The organism is Vibrio sp. 10N.261.51.F12 (assembly GCF_041471725.1).
In the GTDB taxonomy this organism is placed as follows: Bacteria; Pseudomonadota; Gammaproteobacteria; order Enterobacterales; family Vibrionaceae; genus Vibrio.
Genome location: NZ_JBFROV010000009.1, coordinates 38,061 through 56,520 on the forward strand (window position 1 = coordinate 38,061; position 18,460 = coordinate 56,520).

Annotated in this window: 18 protein-coding genes; 14 read left to right on the plus strand and 4 right to left on the minus strand. The window is 45.2% G+C overall.

Annotation, left to right across the window (positions count from 1 at the left end; all coding sequences use genetic code 11):
- Positions 1–53: 53 nt before the first annotated feature.
- Positions 54–1,376 (minus strand): outer membrane channel protein TolC, encoded by a 1,323-nt coding sequence (gene tolC / locus AB4405_RS04915; RefSeq protein WP_102469786.1) that lies wholly within the window; start codon positions 1,374–1,376, stop codon positions 54–56.
- 235 nt (positions 1,377–1,611) lie between these two features.
- Between tolC and nudF the strand changes: the two genes are divergently transcribed.
- The 6 genes from nudF to parC all read left to right on the plus strand — a co-directional run bounded on the left by nudF (position 1,612) and on the right by parC (position 8,527).
- Positions 1,612–2,241, plus strand: coding sequence for an ADP-ribose diphosphatase (gene nudF / locus AB4405_RS04920; protein WP_372059863.1), 630 nt, complete (start codon positions 1,612–1,614; stop codon positions 2,239–2,241).
- Complete coding sequence (locus AB4405_RS04925) at positions 2,238–2,690, plus strand: DUF1249 family protein (protein ID WP_372059864.1); 453 nt, start codon at positions 2,238–2,240, stop codon at positions 2,688–2,690. Before nudF ends, AB4405_RS04925 begins: the two co-directional genes overlap by 4 nt.
- Positions 2,691–2,719: 29 nt before the next feature.
- The gene (gene cpdA, locus AB4405_RS04930; RefSeq protein ID WP_372059865.1) at positions 2,720–3,544 is read left to right on the plus strand and encodes a 3',5'-cyclic-AMP phosphodiesterase; all 825 of its coding nucleotides are present in this window, start codon (positions 2,720–2,722) and stop codon (positions 3,542–3,544) included.
- Entirely contained in the window at positions 3,544–4,131 is a 588-nt protein-coding gene (gene yqiA, locus AB4405_RS04935; protein WP_372059866.1) for an esterase YqiA, read from the plus strand. Before cpdA ends, yqiA begins: the two co-directional genes overlap by 1 nt.
- Positions 4,132–4,361: 230 nt before the next feature.
- Positions 4,362–6,242, plus strand: a complete 1,881-nt coding sequence (gene parE / locus AB4405_RS04940) for a DNA topoisomerase IV subunit B (protein WP_372059867.1) — start codon at positions 4,362–4,364, stop codon at positions 6,240–6,242.
- Between the two features lie 5 nt (positions 6,243–6,247).
- On the plus strand, positions 6,248–8,527 hold the full coding sequence (gene parC, locus AB4405_RS04945) for a DNA topoisomerase IV subunit A (RefSeq protein WP_372059868.1): 2,280 nt from the start codon (positions 6,248–6,250) through the stop codon (positions 8,525–8,527).
- A gap of 88 nt (positions 8,528–8,615) precedes the next feature.
- Here parC and degS read toward each other — a convergent pair whose 3' ends face one another.
- The 3 genes from degS to zapG all read right to left on the minus strand — a co-directional run bounded on the left by degS (position 8,616) and on the right by zapG (position 11,861).
- Positions 8,616–9,680 (minus strand): outer membrane-stress sensor serine endopeptidase DegS, encoded by a 1,065-nt coding sequence (degS, locus tag AB4405_RS04950; protein ID WP_372059869.1) that lies wholly within the window; start codon positions 9,678–9,680, stop codon positions 8,616–8,618.
- Positions 9,681–9,905: 225 nt separating this feature from the next.
- Positions 9,906–11,273, minus strand: a complete 1,368-nt coding sequence (locus AB4405_RS04955; protein ID WP_372059964.1) for a Do family serine endopeptidase — start codon at positions 11,271–11,273, stop codon at positions 9,906–9,908.
- A 132-nt stretch (positions 11,274–11,405) separates the two neighbouring features.
- Positions 11,406–11,861 (minus strand): Z-ring associated protein ZapG, encoded by a 456-nt coding sequence (zapG, locus tag AB4405_RS04960; RefSeq protein ID WP_102469795.1) that lies wholly within the window; start codon positions 11,859–11,861, stop codon positions 11,406–11,408.
- A gap of 143 nt (positions 11,862–12,004) precedes the next feature.
- Between zapG and zapE the strand changes: the two genes are divergently transcribed.
- The 8 genes from zapE (at position 12,005) to sspB (ending at position 18,442) form a co-directional block, all read left to right on the plus strand.
- On the plus strand, positions 12,005–13,108 hold the full coding sequence (gene zapE, locus AB4405_RS04965; RefSeq protein ID WP_102469796.1) for a cell division protein ZapE: 1,104 nt from the start codon (positions 12,005–12,007) through the stop codon (positions 13,106–13,108).
- A 212-nt stretch (positions 13,109–13,320) separates the two neighbouring features.
- The gene (gene rplM / locus AB4405_RS04970) at positions 13,321–13,749 is read left to right on the plus strand and encodes a 50S ribosomal protein L13 (protein WP_102469797.1); all 429 of its coding nucleotides are present in this window, start codon (positions 13,321–13,323) and stop codon (positions 13,747–13,749) included.
- 15 nt (positions 13,750–13,764) lie between these two features.
- Positions 13,765–14,157 carry a 30S ribosomal protein S9 gene (rpsI, locus tag AB4405_RS04975; protein ID WP_102469798.1) on the plus strand — a complete coding sequence of 131 codons (393 nt, stop codon included), beginning with the start codon at positions 13,765–13,767 and terminating at the stop codon, positions 14,155–14,157.
- Between the two features lie 457 nt (positions 14,158–14,614).
- Positions 14,615–15,205, plus strand: a complete 591-nt coding sequence (petA, locus tag AB4405_RS04980; protein ID WP_102469799.1) for a ubiquinol-cytochrome c reductase iron-sulfur subunit — start codon at positions 14,615–14,617, stop codon at positions 15,203–15,205.
- Positions 15,205–16,470: a cytochrome bc complex cytochrome b subunit gene (locus AB4405_RS04985; protein WP_102469800.1), complete on the plus strand. Its 1,266-nt coding sequence runs from the start codon at positions 15,205–15,207 to the stop codon at positions 16,468–16,470. Before petA ends, AB4405_RS04985 begins: the two co-directional genes overlap by 1 nt.
- Positions 16,467–17,204, plus strand: coding sequence for a cytochrome c1 (locus AB4405_RS04990; protein WP_372059870.1), 738 nt, complete (start codon positions 16,467–16,469; stop codon positions 17,202–17,204). The genes AB4405_RS04985 and AB4405_RS04990 overlap by 4 nt, the downstream gene beginning before the upstream one ends.
- 88 nt (positions 17,205–17,292) lie before the next feature.
- Positions 17,293–17,928 (plus strand): stringent starvation protein SspA, encoded by a 636-nt coding sequence (gene sspA / locus AB4405_RS04995; protein WP_102469802.1) that lies wholly within the window; start codon positions 17,293–17,295, stop codon positions 17,926–17,928.
- A gap of 7 nt (positions 17,929–17,935) precedes the next feature.
- Positions 17,936–18,442: a ClpXP protease specificity-enhancing factor gene (gene sspB, locus AB4405_RS05000; RefSeq protein ID WP_372059871.1), complete on the plus strand. Its 507-nt coding sequence runs from the start codon at positions 17,936–17,938 to the stop codon at positions 18,440–18,442.
- Positions 18,443–18,460: the final 18 nt, after the last annotated feature.

Genomic DNA, 18,460 nt, shown 5'->3' on the forward strand with positions numbered 1-18,460 from the left:
AAAAGGGACGCATTCGCGTCCCTTTTTTCGTTTCTTTTAACGATATGTTGTTACTACTCTGCTTTCTTTAAGCCAGCATTGACATCAATGATATCTTGTTCGCTTAATGTACCCACCGACTGACGTAGGTTTAAAACACTCACAATGTAGTCGTATCGAGCATCCGACAAGCTGCTTTCTGCGTCATACAATGCTTGCGTGGCTTCTAGCACATCAACAATGGTACGTGTACCGACATCAAAACCAGCTTTAGTTGCCTCAAGCGCTGACTCTGCAGAGATAACAGATTGCTCATATGCGCGAATAGCACCAATTGAAGAGTTGATGTTGTTGTTGTTACCACGAACGTTTTTAACGACTGAGCGGTAAGTTTGCTCTAGCTGTTCGCTTGCTTCAACGTAAGCAAACTCTGCTTGTTTGGTTTGTGACGTGATATTGCCGCCGGTATACAGTGGAACCGAAAGATTAATGCCAGCATTAAATGAGTTAGTTGTCTCATTCGCTGTGCCGTAACGGCTAGACACACTATTTCTTTCGTTGTCATAACCATAGCCACCATCCAAGGTTAGCTTTGGAAGATGACCAGAGCTTGCTAACGTGATGTTATCTTTTGCGATGTCTTGACCAATACGTGCCGATAACAAGTCTAAGTTTTTAGATTGTGCTTCTTCTAAGAAAACGGAAACGGATTGTTGTGGACGAGCGGCAGAAAAACGATCGGTATCTAGGATATCAATATTAGAATGTTCTTGACCCGTAATTTCGCGCAGACCTTCGTACTTGTTCAGCAGGTCATTCTCGGCGATAACTTCATCCGCTAAGACACGGTCATACTGTGCTTGAGCATCATGAACATCGGTAATCGCAGACAAACCAACCTCAAAACGTTGCTTTGTTTGTTCTAGCTGACGAGCGACAGCCGCTTTGTTGGCTCTTACGGACTCAAGGCTATCCTTTGAGCGAAGAACCTCGAAGTAAGCTTGTGCGGTACGTAGGATTAGGTTTTGCTGAGCAGCCGCATAAAGCGAATCAGCTTGACGAGCATTTTTCTCCGCGGTATCAAGTGTGATCCAGCTTGAACGATTGTACAGTTCTTGAGAGAAACCCAAACCAGCGCTTATATTGTCGCTATCACCACCTAAGTTGTTGTCTACGCGGGTGAAATCATATCCAGCGGTTAGGTTTATTTGAGGGAGCAAAGTGCTTCGAGCAGAGTTAATGGCTTCAAATGCACGATCTCTTTCTGCAGCGGAACGCAACAGTTGAGGATCGTTTTGCTTAGCTTGGTCGTAGACTTCTGTTAAAGAGTCGGCCCATGTTGCTGCACTTGCGCTTCCTAATGCAGCTGCGATGAATAGTGGAAGCAGTTTTTTCATTTGTCCTGATCCTGCCTGAATACTGAATAAGAGGTATGATTCACAGTTTAACTTATAATCGACGTAATTCACTCGAAACTTTGCACTTTTTTACGCAACAGCACTCAAAATTGCGACAATAAATTAACCAAAACCTAATGTTTTTTGAATTATTACGTAAAAAGTTGAAGCTTGTCGTTGGTAGTTAGGCGATTCGTTGAGTAAACTGTAACATTCATTTTTAATGAGGTTTGTCATGAATAAATCAGAACAACCGTCCGCTACATATACATCAAAGGATGTCGAAATAATCTCTAAACAAACGGTGTTTAGCGGTTTTTTTGAAATGGTGCTGTATCGCTTTAAGCATCGCCTTTTTGATGGTGGCTGGAGTTCTGAGATTCAACGTGAAATGTTGGTTCGTGGCGGTGCTGCGGCATTACTGCCTTACGATGCTTATCGTGATGAAGTGGTACTCATTGAACAAATCAGGGTAGGGGCGCTGGAGCACGACTCCCCTTGGCAAACGGAAATTATAGCGGGTATCGTCGACAAACAAGAGTCTGTTGAAGAACTTGTGCAGCGAGAAGCAGTCGAAGAAGCTGGGGTGAATGTTGATCGGTTGACTAAAGTGACGTCCTATTATCCTTCATCGGGGGGATGCTCTGAAAAAATAGCCGTCTTTGTGGGACAGGTAGATTCATCGACAGCGAGTGGCGTTCATGGTTTAAAAAGCGAAGGTGAAGACATTCGAGTTAAGGTGGTGCCTCGCACGCAAGCCTATCAAATGATAGCCAGTGGTGAGATAGAAAACGGCGCTTCAATTATTGCATTGCAGTGGCTCGAGCTGAATTACGCTCAGCTACAGCGTGAGTGGTCATTATGAGCCCAACACGCCAAGGCGATAAAAAAGCGTATCATGTTGATCTTGTAGAGCTAATGCGAGTTTATGAAACCAACTACGCCAAATTAAATCGATTGATTCCCATCTCGCCAGAAGTTGGCGATGTGCGTTGTTACCAAGCCGGTTCATTGACGTATCAGCTAGTCATTCAAGAAGTGACGAAGTACACAACATTGGTGGAAATTTGCCAAGATGATGAACTTCCTGTTTTTCCTTTGCCTAAAATGATAGTTAGGCTCTACCATGACGCTAAAGTTGCCGAAGTTTGTCATTGTGAACAAACGGCTAGAGTGAAAGCGCGGTACGATTACCCTAATACAAAAATGCTCCAGAAAGATGAAAAATTTCAATTTAATCAATTTCTTAGTGATTGGTTGACGTTTTGTCTCAAAAATGGAATTAGTCGAGCTCCGATCATGTATCGAAGTTAAACAATAGTAGATATTCAGGTTTTATTATTTTGAAAACAACACCCAGTGGTGAATCTCAGTCTAGTGCCGTCAGGTTACTGCAGTTGACCGATACGCATCTATTTGCGCCCCCGGATGGCTGCTTGCTGAGTGTCAATACCCATGACAGCTTTAACGCTGTTGTATCTGAAGTGTGCAAGCAAGGGGCGCATTTTGATGCGCTATTGGCAACCGGAGATATTTCTCAAGATCATACCGAATTGTCCTATCGTAAGTTTGTTGAGGGTATTGTACCGCTCCAACTTCCGTGCTTTTGGTTGCCTGGTAATCACGATTTCAAACCAAGTATGAATAGTGTGCTTGATTCTCCTCTGATTCAAACGGCGACGCATAAGTTACTTGGTGAGCATTGGCAGGTTGTACTTCTTGATTCGCAAGTCGTCGGTGTTCCTCATGGGCGCTTGAGTGACCAGCAGTTAGAATACCTCGACCAAATCCTGACTCAGCATAGCGACCGACATACGCTGGTACTGCTCCATCATCACCCGATACTGGTGAATAGTGCGTGGCTTGACCAGCACTCCCTGAAAGATTCACAAGAGTTCTGGGAGATTGCCGACAAGCATGACAACGTTCGTGCGGTTCTATGTGGGCATATTCATCAGGAGCTTGATCAGTTACGCCGCGGTGTAAGAGTGCTTGCGACGCCGTCTACGTGTGTGCAATTTAAGCCTAACTCGAACGAGTTTTCTCTCGATACCCTATCGCCAGGTTGGCGTGAGTTAGAGTTGTTTGATAATGGACAACTAAACACCACGGTAAAGCGACTGCCTCATGGGGCTTTCCGACCAGACTTCAACGCAGAAGGTTACTAATGGAAAATAAACCATCGTTGTTGCTTTATATTCATGGTTTTAACAGCTCACCGCTATCGCATAAAGCGCAAGTCATGCAGCAGTTTTGCCAGGATAACCGGCCTGATATTACGGTGGTGGTTCCGCAGATGCCATGCTTCCCTCAACAAGCGGCGCATTATCTCGTGGATATTATTAGCCAATATGAAAAAACACATCATCTTGGTTTGGTGGGAAGCTCATTAGGTGGCTACCTTTCGACGTGGCTGCATGAGCGATATGGCTACAAGGTTGTGCTAATAAATCCAGCGGTCAAACCGTATGAGTTGCTTGCGGACTTTCTTGGTGAGCAAGAAAATCCTTATACTCATGAGAAATACACCTTAGAATCAAAACATATCGATGAACTGAAAGCATTGGATGTGAAAACGATTCGCTCCCCACAAGATTTTTGGTTGCTACAACAAAAAGGCGACGAGGTATTGGATTTCCGCCAAGCGGTGACCAAATATGCCCATTCTAAGCAAACTGTTGAACCTGGCGGTGACCATAGTTTTATCGACTTTGAGCGTTATCCTGAGCGAATCATTCAATTCTTAGCTCTATAAGTTTACTGATCATAAGTGCGTAGCTGAGGAGACAGTCATAAATTTCCCTCCAACTTTGGTGTGAAACTTGACAACACTTCCTTTGAGCCAGACTATGATATGTCTGTACTTACGCGTATGCCTTAATATTCTGACTTTACGAGTGTATTAAGGCGGATGGTGCGAGCACCACCGAACATCTTTTTTTTGCTGCTAAGTATCAATCTTTATTTGAGTAAAATTTCCGTATTATGACAGAACAATATAATGCTGGAGCCATTGAAGTACTCAATGGTCTTGAGCCAGTACGTCGCCGACCAGGGATGTATACGGATACAGCGCGTCCAAATCATATGGGCCAAGAAGTTATCGATAACAGTGTCGATGAAGCGCTAGCCGGACATGCCTCGAAAGTACAAGTGATTCTTCATGCCGATCAATCTCTAGAAGTGATTGATGACGGCCGAGGTATGCCTGTAGATATTCACCCAGAAGAAAAAGTGTCAGGGGTTGAACTGATATTTTGTAAGCTGCATGCTGGTGGTAAGTTTTCTAATAAAAACTACCAGTTCTCAGGCGGCCTTCATGGGGTGGGTATCTCCGTCGTCAATGCGTTGTCCAAGCGCGTTGAAGTGACGGTTCGCCGAGAAGGCCAAGTCTATGAAATGGCTTTTGAACACGGTAATAAAGTAGAAGAATTGACAGTAACTGGAACGTGTGGACGCCGTAACAAAGGCACCAGTGTGCACTTTTGGCCAGACACCAGTTACTTTGACTCGCCTAATTTTTCTGTGACTCGTCTTGTTAATAACCTGCGAGCTAAAGCGGTACTTTGTCCTGGTTTAGAGATTACCTTCACCGATAAAGTGAACGGCAAAGATTACAAATGGTATTACGAAGATGGTTTGAAAGACTACCTTGCCGAAGGGGTAAAAGGTTATACCGTCCTACCAGAACAACCGTTCACAGGTGAATTTAGCGCTGAAACTGAAGCGGCGACATGGGCTCTGATCTGGCAACCAGAAGGCGGTGAGATGATCACCGAGAGCTACGTCAACTTAATTCCTACTGCGCAAGGCGGTACGCACGTCAATGGCTTGCGTCAGGGCTTACTTGATGCCATGCGTGAGTTTTGCGAATTCCGTAACTTGTTACCACGTGGTGTTAAGCTGACCGGTGATGATGTGTTTGACCGTTGTTCTTACGTGTTGTCGGTGAAGATGCAAGATCCTCAGTTTGCTGGTCAAACAAAAGAGCGATTGTCATCAAGGCAGTGTGCGGCGTTTGTTTCGGGTGTCGTTAAAGATGCCTTTAGCCTTTGGTTGAACGAAAAACCTCAATTGGCTGAACAACTGGCAGAGGTATGTATTGCCAATGCCCATCGTCGTATGCGCGCCAGTAAAAAAGTGGTCCGTAAAAAAGTGGCCTCAGGCCCAGCATTACCAGGTAAGCTGACCGACTGTTCTCAACAAGATTTGAGTCGTACCGAAATCTTTTTCGTGGAAGGCGACTCGGCGGGTGGCTCTGCGAAGCAAGCTCGCGATCGTGAGTTTCAAGCCGTCATGCCATTACGTGGTAAAATCCTGAACACATGGGAAGTGGCGACCGATCAGGTATTAGCGTCCCAAGAGGTGCATGACATCTCGGTGGCGCTTGGCATTGACCCTGATAACGATGATTTAGACGGTTTACGATACGGCAAGGTCTGTATTCTTGCGGATGCGGATTCTGATGGGCTGCATATTGCGACCCTTTTGTGTGCGTTGTTTACTAAGCACTTTAGAAGCTTAGTATCGGCTGGGCATGTTTATGTGGCAATGCCTCCTCTGTATCGGATTGACTGTGGAAAAGAAGTCTTTTATGCACTTGATGATGATGAAAAAGACGGCATCTTAGAGCGATTGAGCAAAAAGAAAGCGAAGATCAACGTTCAACGATTTAAAGGTCTGGGTGAGATGAACCCACTTCAGCTGCGTGAAACGACGATGGATCCGAATACTCGTCGCTTGGTTCAGTTAACGATCGATGACGATACGGCGACAGATGAAATGATGGATATGTTACTCGGCAAGAAGCGAGCGGATGACCGCCGAAGCTGGCTGCAAAGTAACGGCGACATGGCCGAGGTATAAGTATAATGTCGACTGAAATGTCTTTTGATGGCGTTGAACAACTGCCGATGCGCAAGTTCACCGAAGATGCCTATTTGAATTACTCAATGTACGTGATTATGGATCGTGCATTGCCGTATATTGGCGATGGCCTTAAGCCTGTACAGCGTCGTATTATCTATGCGATGTCTGAGCTAGGGTTATCCTCTTCTGCCAAGTATAAAAAATCAGCACGTACTGTTGGTGATGTTCTTGGTAAATACCACCCTCATGGTGATTCTGCTTGTTATGAAGCAATGGTATTAATGGCGCAGCCATTTTCATATCGTTATCCGCTGGTTGATGGTCAAGGTAACTGGGGTGCGCCCGATGATCCTAAATCATTTGCAGCGATGCGTTATACCGAAGCGAAACTGTCGAAGTTTGCAGAAGTACTGCTTAGTGAGGTCGGGTTAGGAACGGTTGAATGGCAACCTAACTTTGACGGCACAATGAAAGAGCCAAAAATCCTACCTGCACGGTTGCCTCATATCCTTTTAAACGGGATTACTGGTATTGCGGTGGGTATGGCGACGGATATCCCTCCTCACAACGTCCGTGAAGTGGCTGAAGCTACGGTACATTTGATTGACAATCCGAAAGCGGAATTGTCCGATGTGATGGCCTACGTTAAAGGGCCGGATTACCCGACAGAAGCCGAAATCATTTCGCCGCAAGCGGATCTCGAGAAGATCTACCGCACCGGTCGTGGCAGCGTAAAAATGCGTGCCGTTTGGCACAAAGAAAGCTCGGATATTGTTATTACGGCCCTGCCACATCAGGTATCAGGTGCGAAGCTATTAGAGCAAATCGCTAACCAGATGCGAGCGAAGAAACTGCCAATGGTAGATGATCTTCGTGATGAATCTGATCATGAAAATCCGACACGCATCGTGATTGTTCCTCGCTCAAACAGAATTGACTGCGACCAGCTGATGAACCACCTGTTTGCGTCTACGGATCTTGAGAAAAACTTCCGCGTTAACCTCAACATGATTGGTCTAAATAATCGACCACAGGTTAAAGGCCTGGTAACGATCTTATCTGAATGGATTACATACCGTCGCGATACTGTGCGTAAGCGCCTACAGTTCCGTTTAGATAAGATATTAGCGCGTTTACATATCCTAGAAGGTTTGTTGGTTGCTTATCTCAATCTTGATGAAGTAATCGAAATCATTCGAACGGAAGACGAACCGAAGGCGGTACTCGTTGCTCGGTTTGGTATTACTGACATTCAAGCGGACGCGATTTTAGATATTAAACTTCGCCATTTAGCTAAGCTCGAAGAGATGAAGATCCGTGGTGAGCAGGATGAACTTGAAAAAGAACGTCAGAAGCTAGAAAGCTTGTTGGGCTCTGAGCGTCGCATGAACACCTTGCTGAAAAAAGAGATTCAAGCTGACGCTCTGACATATGGCGACGACCGCCGCTCTCCTTTGGTTGAGCGTGCTGAAGCGAAAGCCATGACAGAGCGAGATCTTGTTCCTAGTGAGCCGATCACCGTTGTGTTGTCAGAAAAAGGCTGGATACGCCACGCGAAAGGCCATGATGTCGATCCATCAACCCTGAATTATAAGTCGGGTGATACTTACTTGGCTTCAGCTCGAGGAAAAAGCAGTCAACCTGCAGTATTCCTCGGAAACGATGGGCGAAGTTATTCGCTTGAATCCCATTCGCTGCCTTCTGCTCGTAGCCAAGGTGAGCCGATTACCGGTCGCTTGAATATAAATGCTGGTACGACTATTCGTCAGGTCATTATGGGTGAAGAAACGCAACTGTGGTTGGTCGGGTCTGATGCTGGCTATGGATTTGTTTGTAAAGGCTCTGACTTATTGTCTAAAAACAGAAGTGGTAAGGCATTAGTCACTCTACCTCAAGCGGCCGAGGTGATGACACCGAGTGAGGTTGGTGACTTGGATTCGGATGAAATCATGGCCATTACGAATCAAGGGCGGATGTTGTTGTTCCCGATTAAAGACCTACCTCAGTTAGGGAAAGGGAAGGGCAATAAGATCATCAATATTCCTTCCGCTAAAGCGAAAGCAAGGGAAGAGTTTGTGTCCCACCTAATGGCTTTACCGCAAGGTGCGTCTGTGACGCTTTATGCGGGTAAGCGCAAGCTGGGTCTTAAGCCGAGTGACTTGGATAATTTCAGAGGCGAGCGAGGACGTCGAGGTGGTTTACTACCAAGAGGCCTGCAGCGTGTTACTCGGATTGATGTTGAGGGCGGCACCGCGCTGGAAACAGAAAATACCGAGGAATAAAACCTAACAAAAATGCCGCTGAATATTCAGCGGCATTTTTTATGATTTGCTTATCCGTTACTTCAATAGAATAACGGTATACGCACTGTTATCCGCGGCTATCTTCCGCCACTGTCACTTTTAACGTCATCTCTTTTCCATCACGAAGCAGGTTGACATCAACAGTAGTGCCGGGTCTTAAATCAGTAACAAGGTCAAGAACCCCTTGTCTGCCATTGAGCTTTTTGCCACCAATCGTCAGAATAATATCTTGAACCTTTATTCCTCCCTCCGCCGCAGGACCTTTTGGATCGAGCCCTAGTACAATTATGCCACCAATGTGTTCATTCCCTAAAAGGCGAGCGGTGACGGAGTTGATGTCTTGCCCGTCGATGCCGATGTAACCACGAATCACTCGGCCGTCAGCAATGATTTTTTCCATTATTTTGCTTGCCAGTTTATATGGGATAGCGAAAGAGATGCCGTAGGTTTCTAGATCGGTAGCTTGTTGGAAAGAGGCGGTATTGATACCAACTAACTCACCCTGTGTATTGACTAAAGCGCCACCTGAATTACCTTGGTTAATCGCCGCGTCAGTTTGGATAAAGGCTTGAATCCCGCCCGCACTTATCGAGGAGCGACCCGTCGCAGAGATAATACCGAAAGTTGTGGTTTGCCCAAGGTTATAGGGATTACCAATGGCTAATACGACGTCGCCAACTTTTGGGCTATAGCTTTGGTTTAAAGGGATAACGGGAAGGTCTGTGCCTTCGACCCGCAAAATGGCAATGTCAGTACGTTGATCCTTACCCACTAACTGAGCTGCGGCGATTCGACCATCTTGCAGGGCGACAACGATTTGGTCAGCATTAGCAACAACATGGTAGTTGGTGATGATGTAGCCTTTTTCACTCACGATGACACCCGATCCTAACCCTTGAGTTGACAAGGTAGTGCGATCGTTTTCTTTGTACTGTCGACTATAGATATTGACGACCGCAGGTGCCGCGTTACGAACGGCCTGATTGAATGAGACCTGTAGTGAAGTACCAGTAACTGGTTGAGTATCAAACTGCTCAGAGATGACCAGTGGTCTCAGAGACGGCACCGCGATTAGGACTAACAGCGCGGTGATCAACCCCATTGATACGGATCGGAATAAAAAGTTCAGCATTGTTCTCTCAATAAGATATCGGCATTGACGGTCAATGGGACAAAATAACAATCACTGAAGCTAGCATAGTATGAAAATGGTCTTAAACGATACGGATTGCCATGGACTTAATGCTTTTCGAGCAACAGCTTGCGATCAAAGCATATCATTTTGTTGAGAAATAATAAAAAAGGGCTGTCACGTTGGATAGCCCTTTCACTAAGAATTTACACAAATTGTGACGATTTAGCGGACCACTAAGTAAATTGTGCGATCGCCCCGTTGGATATTGAGTGCCAAAACCCCCGGCTTAGCCTCTAGAATCTTACGGAATTCACCCACATTTTTAACCCGTTCACGGTTAACGTCCATAATGATATCGCCCTGCTGAAGCTCATATTGTGCAGCAGGTGAGCCCTCAGCGACGGATTTCACTTTGACGCCCTCAACATCATCACTTTTTTCTGTATTAGAGAATTCAGCACCCGTGAGGCCTTCATGCAGCTTATCGGCTTTGGTGAGACTTTTGGCGCCTTCGGTGAGGGTGGCATCGACTGTCATGGACTTGCCATCACGAATGAGACCAAGAGTAATCGTTTTACCCGCTCCGAGTGTCGCGACTTTAGCTCTCAATTCACTAAAGGTCGCAATTTTTTTCCCGTTGACAGAGACGATAATATCGCCGGCCTTTAGACCGCCTTTTTCTGCGGCGCTATCAGGCATGACTTGGCTAACAAAGGCGCCTTTACTTGAATCATAACCTAGTGCCTCAGCAAGCTCAGAGGTTACCTCACCGCCTTGAACGCCGAGCATGCCACGTTTTACCTCACCAAATTCGATAATTTGTTTTGTTAGGTTATCCATCATATTTGATGGGATGGCAAAGCCGATGCCGACATTGCCACCATTGGGGCCGAGTATAGCGGTATTAATACCGATCAGCTCACCTTTTAAGTTGACCAGTGCACCGCCGGAATTACCGCTATTTATAGCCGCATCAGTTTGTATAAAGTTTTCGAAGTTTTCGAGGTTTAATCCACTGCGACCTAGCGCAGAGACAATACCAGAGGTAACGGTTTGTCCTAAGCCAAATGGGTTGCCAATTGCGACGGTGAAATCACCTACCCGTAATGAATCTGAGTCAGCAATCTTTATCTCAGTGAGGTTTTTGGCATCATCGAGCTTGAGCAGAGCAACGTCTGACATTTCGTCTCCGCCTATAAGCTCTGCGTCGTATTCTCGGCCATCTTGCAGTTTAACGTGAATCTCTTCAGCACCATTGATAACGTGGTAGTTGGTGACGATATAACCTTTTTTAGCGTTAATGACGACACCAGAGCCCAGGCCGCGAAATGGGCGCTCTTGAAGCTGCTCTGTTGGAAAGTCGGGACCAAAGAAGAATTTGAATTGCTCAGGGTACTGCTGCTTGGAGACTTGCGTGCCTTCAACGGCGATGCTAACGACGGCAGGGGTGACCGTTTCTAGCATAGGAGCAAGGCTTGGAAGTTGCTCACCATCAATGGCAAGAGGTAGAGCGGCAGAGACTGGCATGGGTGTGATGATTGAACTCAGGCTTAACGACAAAACAGTTAAGGCAAGTATCGGTTTTTTCATCATAAAACTCCTCTAGGTTTAGTAAGAGTTATGACTGGTTGATTTGAATAAAGTTCACTCAAAATAAAAAGCGGCAGAAAATCCCATCCAATAATCATTGAGGTAAATTCAACCGCTTTTATCCAAGATTGGCTACGAGGCTTTAGCTGTGATTGGCTCAGAGGTCACGAGTTCAGGTGACGCGACGACTTCTTTTGTTTCTTCTCGTAATAAGCCTGTCGCACCATTAGCGTAATCTTTAGGTTGCTCATCAGCATTAGAGGTGCTTTCCGATTCGATGTTGTGTTCCGCAATCTTCTTCACAAAAGGGTTATCTTGCTCTGGAAGGTTAGGTAGCAACTCAGCGGAGGTTTTTGCCATGTGCTGGTAAAGCTTCGTGTAGTCTTTACCGAGCGTGTCGAGCATCTCTGCACTTTGCGCAAAATGATCTGACAACTCTTGACGTTGTTGCTCTAAAGCGAATTTTGCTGATTCGAGATCTTTTTGAATCGTTTTTTGTTTTTTGTATTGTGGGGTAGTGAGTCGAGAAATCACAATTCCTAAAATGGCACCCACAAGTAGGCCGACGACGGCGTAAATCCAAGGCATAGCAGTTCCCTTATTATATTGTTTATTAACATGTGCGTTACCTGATGGTTACACACGTTGTTTTGTCATGGTACTATGAGTGTTCATGCCAATAAAGAAAAATACGCCATTTATGGTTGTTGGATCTGTGCTGCGAGTTATCCATGACACCGATAGAAAAATACAATTACGACATTGAAACCAATGGTTTTCAGCGCGATGCGGCCCAGCATCAAGCGGTGGAAGCATTAGATCGTCTTCATCACGAGTTCATTGAGTATTTGAACTTTGAAGCCCCGCCGCTCACTATGATGCAAAAATTGTTAGGTAAATCGCCAGAGCAAGCTATCGCGCCTCAGGGGTTGTACTTTTGGGGGGGCGTAGGGCGTGGAAAAACGTATTTAATGGATGCTTTTTTTGACAGTGTACCTTCAGAGAAAAAGATGCGGGTGCATTTTCATCGCTTTATGTATCGTGTTCATGATGAATTGAAAAAACTGGGCGATATTGAAAACCCACTCGACAGTGTTGCCAATATCTTTGCGGCTGAAGCAACCATTATTTGTTTCGATGAATTTTATGTTTCTGACATCACGGATGCGATGATTTTATCATCGTTAATGCAGGCGTTATTTAGTCGTGGTGTTGTTTTGGTCGCCACCTCGAATATTCCGCCAGAAAATCTATACCGTAATGGATTGCAGCGAGCAAGGTTTGTTCCGACAATCGCACTCATTCAAAAACACTGTGATGTATTAAATGTAGATAGCGGTATTGATTACCGGTTGCGCACACTTGAACAAGCAGAGATTTATCATTTCCCTCTCGATACCTCGGCGAATGAAAACCTTCATCGCTACTTTAAGCAGTTAGTGCTGGAAGATAAGACATTAGAATCATCGATAGAGATTAACCATCGTGCTATTCCAGTGGTGGCATCGGCTGATGATGTACTGTTTGCCACGTTTGAGCAGCTTTGTCAGACGATGCGTAGCCAAAATGATTATATTGAGATATCACGCCTCTATCACACGGTACTGTTGGCGGATGTAAAACAGATGGACAACAAAGTGGATGATGCAGCAAGGCGATTCATCGCACTTGTAGATGAGTTTTATGAGCGTCGTGTAAAGTTGATCATATCGGCTGAGGTTGAGCTGGAGTCGATTTATACGCACGGGCTGTTAGAATTTGAATTCAAACGCTGTATTTCGCGACTTACCGAAATGCAAAGCCATGATTATTTGGCTTCTGAACACCTCGCATAGGATTTTTACTTCATTTGGCTAAAAAATAGGTGATTTTTTCCTCTAGCTTCTCTATAATCCTGCGACCTACCGTTACTGCGAGCCTCTAACTTCGACGAAAGTCAGGTTATGCCAAGTGTTTCCAACACTCGAAGGGGTGATGAATGGGACTCTTAGACAGTGGGAACATATTGTTCCTTAAGTGTAAATTTTTTTAATAGGTAATTATTAGCATGAAAACTTTCGTTGCTAAACCAGAAACTGTAAAACGTGACTGGTATGTTGTAGACGCAGAAGGCAAAACTCTTGGCCGTATCGCAAGCGAGATCGCATCTCGTCTTCGCGGTAAGCATAAAGCTGAATACACTCCTCACGTAGACACTGGTGATTACATCATCGTTGTTAACGCTGAGAAAGTTACTGTAACTGGTAACAAGGCTAAAGGTAAAGTGTATTACCGTCACACTGAGTTCCCAGGTGGTCTTAAGTCTATCACTTTTGAAAAGTTGATCGACAAGAAGCCAGAAATGGTAATCGAACTAGCTGTTAAAGGTATGCTACCACGTGGTCCTCTTGGCCGTGCTATGTACCGTAAGCTAAAAGTTTACGCTGGCGCTGAGCACAACCATGTTGCTCAACAACCACAAGTACTAGACATCTAATTGGGGATATCAGAAATGGCAGAGAATCAATACTACGGCACTGGTCGTCGCAAAAGCTCAGCTGCTCGCGTTTTTATTAAACCAGGCACTGGCAACATCGTAATCAACAAGCGTGAACTAGAAGTTTACTTCGGTCGCGAAACTTCTTGCATGGTAGTTCGTCAGCCTCTTGAGCTTACTGAACTAACTGAGAAGCTAGATCTATTCGTTACTGTTAAAGGTGGCGGTATTTCTGGTCAAGCTGGTGCTATCCGTCACGGTATCACTCGCGCGCTTATGGAATACGACGAAACTCTACGTCCTGCACTACGTTCAGCTGGCTACGTTACTCGTGACGCTCGTTGCGTTGAGCGTAAGAAAGTTGGTCTACGTAAAGCACGTCGTAAACCACAATTCTCAAAGCGTTAATTTTTCGCTTTCAGAAATCTACTTTCCAGTTTTTGCTGGTTTGTGGTCCAAAAGCTCAGCCTTATGGCTGGGCTTTTTTGTTTTTATCACACCAGATAATCCCTCTAAATTCATCAACTCCCCTGAAGAGACTTCGCTTTTCCTCCCTTTTGTGAACTGGTAAACGATTTCCTGCTATAGATGTTACGAAAAGGTAGCTTTATCTTGTCAAAAAGTAGGGTTTTCTTTATCATTTGCTATCAAATAAAAACAACTAAAATTCTTATTTTGTTAGCCATGCTTTATTGGTGATAACTAGTATCAGAATGGACTCAAGTTCGCATAATTTATTTTAAATTTGCACGTTCAACGCAAGGAAGATAACCAAAGGAATGGTTCCCCTACGGTTATTTAACATGACAGAGCAGCTTGGATTCGCTGGATATTGGCCCAAAGGAGCATATGGGAGAAATGTTGGATGAGCAATGCGCCTTTAAATAACGGTCGTAGGCGTTTCCTTACTGCTACAACTGCGGTTGTTGGTGGTTTGGGAGCAGCTGCAGTCGCCGTTCCTTTTATTAAATCTTGGAACCCAAGTGCCAAAGCAAAGGCCGCCGGTGCTCCTGTAGAGGTTGAAGTCAGTAAACTTGAAGAGGGCCAGATGGTTCGCGTCGAGTGGCAAGGCAAACCGGTATGGGTTGTTAGGCGAGCACAGTCTGTTTTGGATAATTTGGGGACGTTATCAGATAAATTACGTGACCCACAATCTCAAGAAGAACAGCAACCGGAATATGCTCAAAATGGTTATCGCTCGATTAAACCAGAGTATTTTATTGCGGTTGGATTCTGTACCCACCTAGGATGTTCACCTACCTACCTTGCGGACTCTTTTAGTGAGCAAGTCCAAGGTGTGAAATCAGGCTTCTTCTGTCCTTGTCATGGGTCGAAATTTGACATGGCAGGCCGAGTATTCCAGAACGTGCCGGCACCACTGAATCTAGTGATTCCTAAGCATATGTATTTGAGTGATACAAAAATTCTTATCGGCGTGGATGAGGGGGATGCATAATGCAAGCTGTACTTGACTGGGTAGAAAAACGACTACCCGCAATGAATGCTTATAAAAAGCATTTATCAGAATATCCAATGCCAAAGAACTTTAACTTTTGGTATTTATTCGGCTCTCTTGCTATGTTGGTCCTTGTTAACCAAATCCTAACGGGGATTTGGCTTACCATGAACTACGTACCATCTGGTGAAGGCGCATTTGCTTCTGTGGAATACATCATGCGTGATGTGGAATACGGCTGGTTGTTGCGTTATATGCACTCAACGGGTGCATCTGCTTTCTTTGTGGTTATTTACCTTCATATGTTCCGCGGCCTGATTTATGGCTCATACCAAAAACCTCGTGAGTTGCTTTGGGTTTTCGGTATGCTGATTTTCTTAGTGCTAATGGCTGAAGCCTTTATGGGCTACCTTCTTCCTTGGGGACAAATGTCTTACTGGGGCGCTCAAGTAATTATTTCACTGTTTGGTGCCATCCCAGTTATCGGTGATGATCTGACATTGTGGATCCGTGGTGATTACATCATCTCGGGCGCGACACTAAACCGATTCTTTGCATTGCACGTTATTGCGTTACCAATTGTGCTACTGCTACTGATTGTCTTGCACGTTTTGGCGCTACATGAAGTGGGCTCAAATAACCCGGACGGTATTGAAACTAAGCTACCTAAAGGCTCAATGGGCGATGACTACAAAACGCAGTTCAAATTCCATGATTACTACAGCAAAAAATACGACATCATTGATTCGATACCTTTCCACCCATATGGAACGGTAAAAGATATGGTGGGTATAGCAGGCTTCTTCTTCTTGTTCTGCTACGTGTTGTTCTTTAACCCAGAAATGGGCGGCTATTTCCTTGAGCCACCAAACTTTGAAGCGGCGAACCCTCTGAAAACACCAGAGCATATTGCCCCAGTTTGGTATTTCACGCCGTTCTACGCCATCTTACGTGCGGTTCCTGATAAGCTGCTGGGTGTGGCTGCAATGGGGGCTTCAATTGTATTCTTATTTTTACTTCCGTGGTTTGACCGTTGTAAAGTTCGTTCTTACCGTTACAGAAGCAAAATCCATTTGATTAATATCATTCAGTTTACGATCAGCTTTATTGCGTTAGGCATTCTCGGTGCGCTTCCAGCAACGGCAACGTACACCTTGATGGCTCAAATCTTTAGTTTGGGATATTTCATGTTCTTCATTTTGTTGTATGTCTACAGTAAAAATGAGAACACCAAGCCACTACCGAAGAGGGTGACATTTAAATGAAAAAGTGGATTGTAGTACTTTTTGCACTGTTGCCATCCCTCGCGTTTGCGGCTGGTGGAAATGTGCATCTGGATAAAGCAAATAATGACCTCACCGATCAAGCTTCGCTACAAAATGGTGCGAAGCTGTTCATGAACTATTGTTTTGCTTGTCACTCAACGCAGTATCAACGTTATGAGCGTGTAGCGAATGACCTTGGTATTCCGGTTGATCTGGCTAAAGAAAATTTAGTTTTTGACCCGGAAGCAAAGATCGGTGACCTAATGGTTAACGCGATGCCGCAAAAACAAGCGGCTAGCTGGTTTGGCGCTCCACCGCCAGACCTAACCTTAGTCGCTCGTGTACGTGGCGCTGATTGGCTTTATACGTACTTGCGTTCGTTCTATGCTGACCCAAGTCGTCCGTTTGGTGTGAATAACACGACGTTCCCAAATGTCGGTATGCCTCATGTGCTCGAAGAGCTTCAAGGCATCCCAAGCCCAATCTTTGAGACTCATGTGGTTAATGGTCAAGATGTTGAGGTTGTTGTGGGAACTCAAACGGATGGGCGCGGCGAATTAAGCACTAGCGAATACGATGATGCGGTTCGCGACTTGGTTAACTTCCTTGAGTATTCGGGTGACCCAGTGAAGCTGGAGCGTCATGCAATGGGTTGGTGGGCAATGGCGTTCCTTGTGCTGTTTACCATTGTCGTTGTTTTGCTTAAGAAAGAGTATTGGCGTGATGTTCACTAATTGTGATATCATGTCGCGCTGATTCTAAATTTAGTTAACAATGGAGGCTTTGCCTCCATTGTTTTTTGTAAGTATTCCGGAGGGCTCCATGGCTGTAGCTGCCAATAAACGTTCTGTGATGACTCTTTTTTCTAGTGCTACCGATCTATATAGCCACCAGGTTCGTATCGTTCTAGCAGAAAAAGGTGTCAGTGTTGAGGTTGAGTTAGTGGATGAGTCAAACATCCCAGCAGAGCTTGCTGAACTAAACCCATATAAAACCGTACCAACTTTGGTTGATCGTGAACTAGCCCTTTACGATTCTAAGATCATTATGGAATACCTAGATGAGCGTTTCCCTCATCCACCACTTATGCCTGTATACCCGGTAGCTCGCGGTAACAGCCGTTTAATGATTTATCGCATTGAACGTAACTGGTATACGCTGGCTGAAAAAGTGGTAAGAGGAACTGCTGAAGAATCTGAAGCTGCACGTAATAAACTGCGTAATGACTTGCTGACACTCGCGCCAATCTTTGCTGAATATGAGTACTTCATGAGCGAAGAGTTTAGCTTGATCGATTGCTACTTAGCTCCGCTATTGTGGCGTCTCCCAGAAATGGGTATCGACCTTGTTGGCCCTGGTGCGAAAGAAATTAAAATATACATGAACCGAGTATTTGAACGTGATTCATTCCTGGCTTCTTTAACAGAAGCTGAGCGTGAGATGCGTTTAGTTCGCTAAGTTATTCATGGATATTACTAAAATGACGCCTCGCCGTCCTTATATGCTTCGTGCATTTTATGACTGGCTGGCAGAGAACGACCTTACCCCTCATATCGTTGTTGATGCAATGTTACCTGGGGTGCGTGTACCGCAAGAGTTTATTCAAGATGGACAGATTATCTTGAATATCGCCTCTAGGGCGGTAGGGCAATTAGAGTTAGGTAATGAAGCCATTACCTTTCACGCTCGATTTGGTGGAAAGCCGCACACCGTTATTGTGCCGCTTTATTCGGTTCAAGCCATCTATGCGCGAGAAAACGGCGCAGGTACGATGTTTGAACCTGAAGATGCCTATGCATCGATTGAAGGAGAAGACTTTGCTGAAGAGACACCCGTCTCTGGGCTAACGGTTGCAGAAGTACCGGTAGCGAAGCTTTCTGAAGAGTCGGTGTTGGAGTCTGAGCCTGATGGCGATGATGAGCCAGAGCCACCACGTACGAAAGGCCGACCAAGCCTTCGAGTCGTAAAGTAATAAAAAAAGACTGCCTTT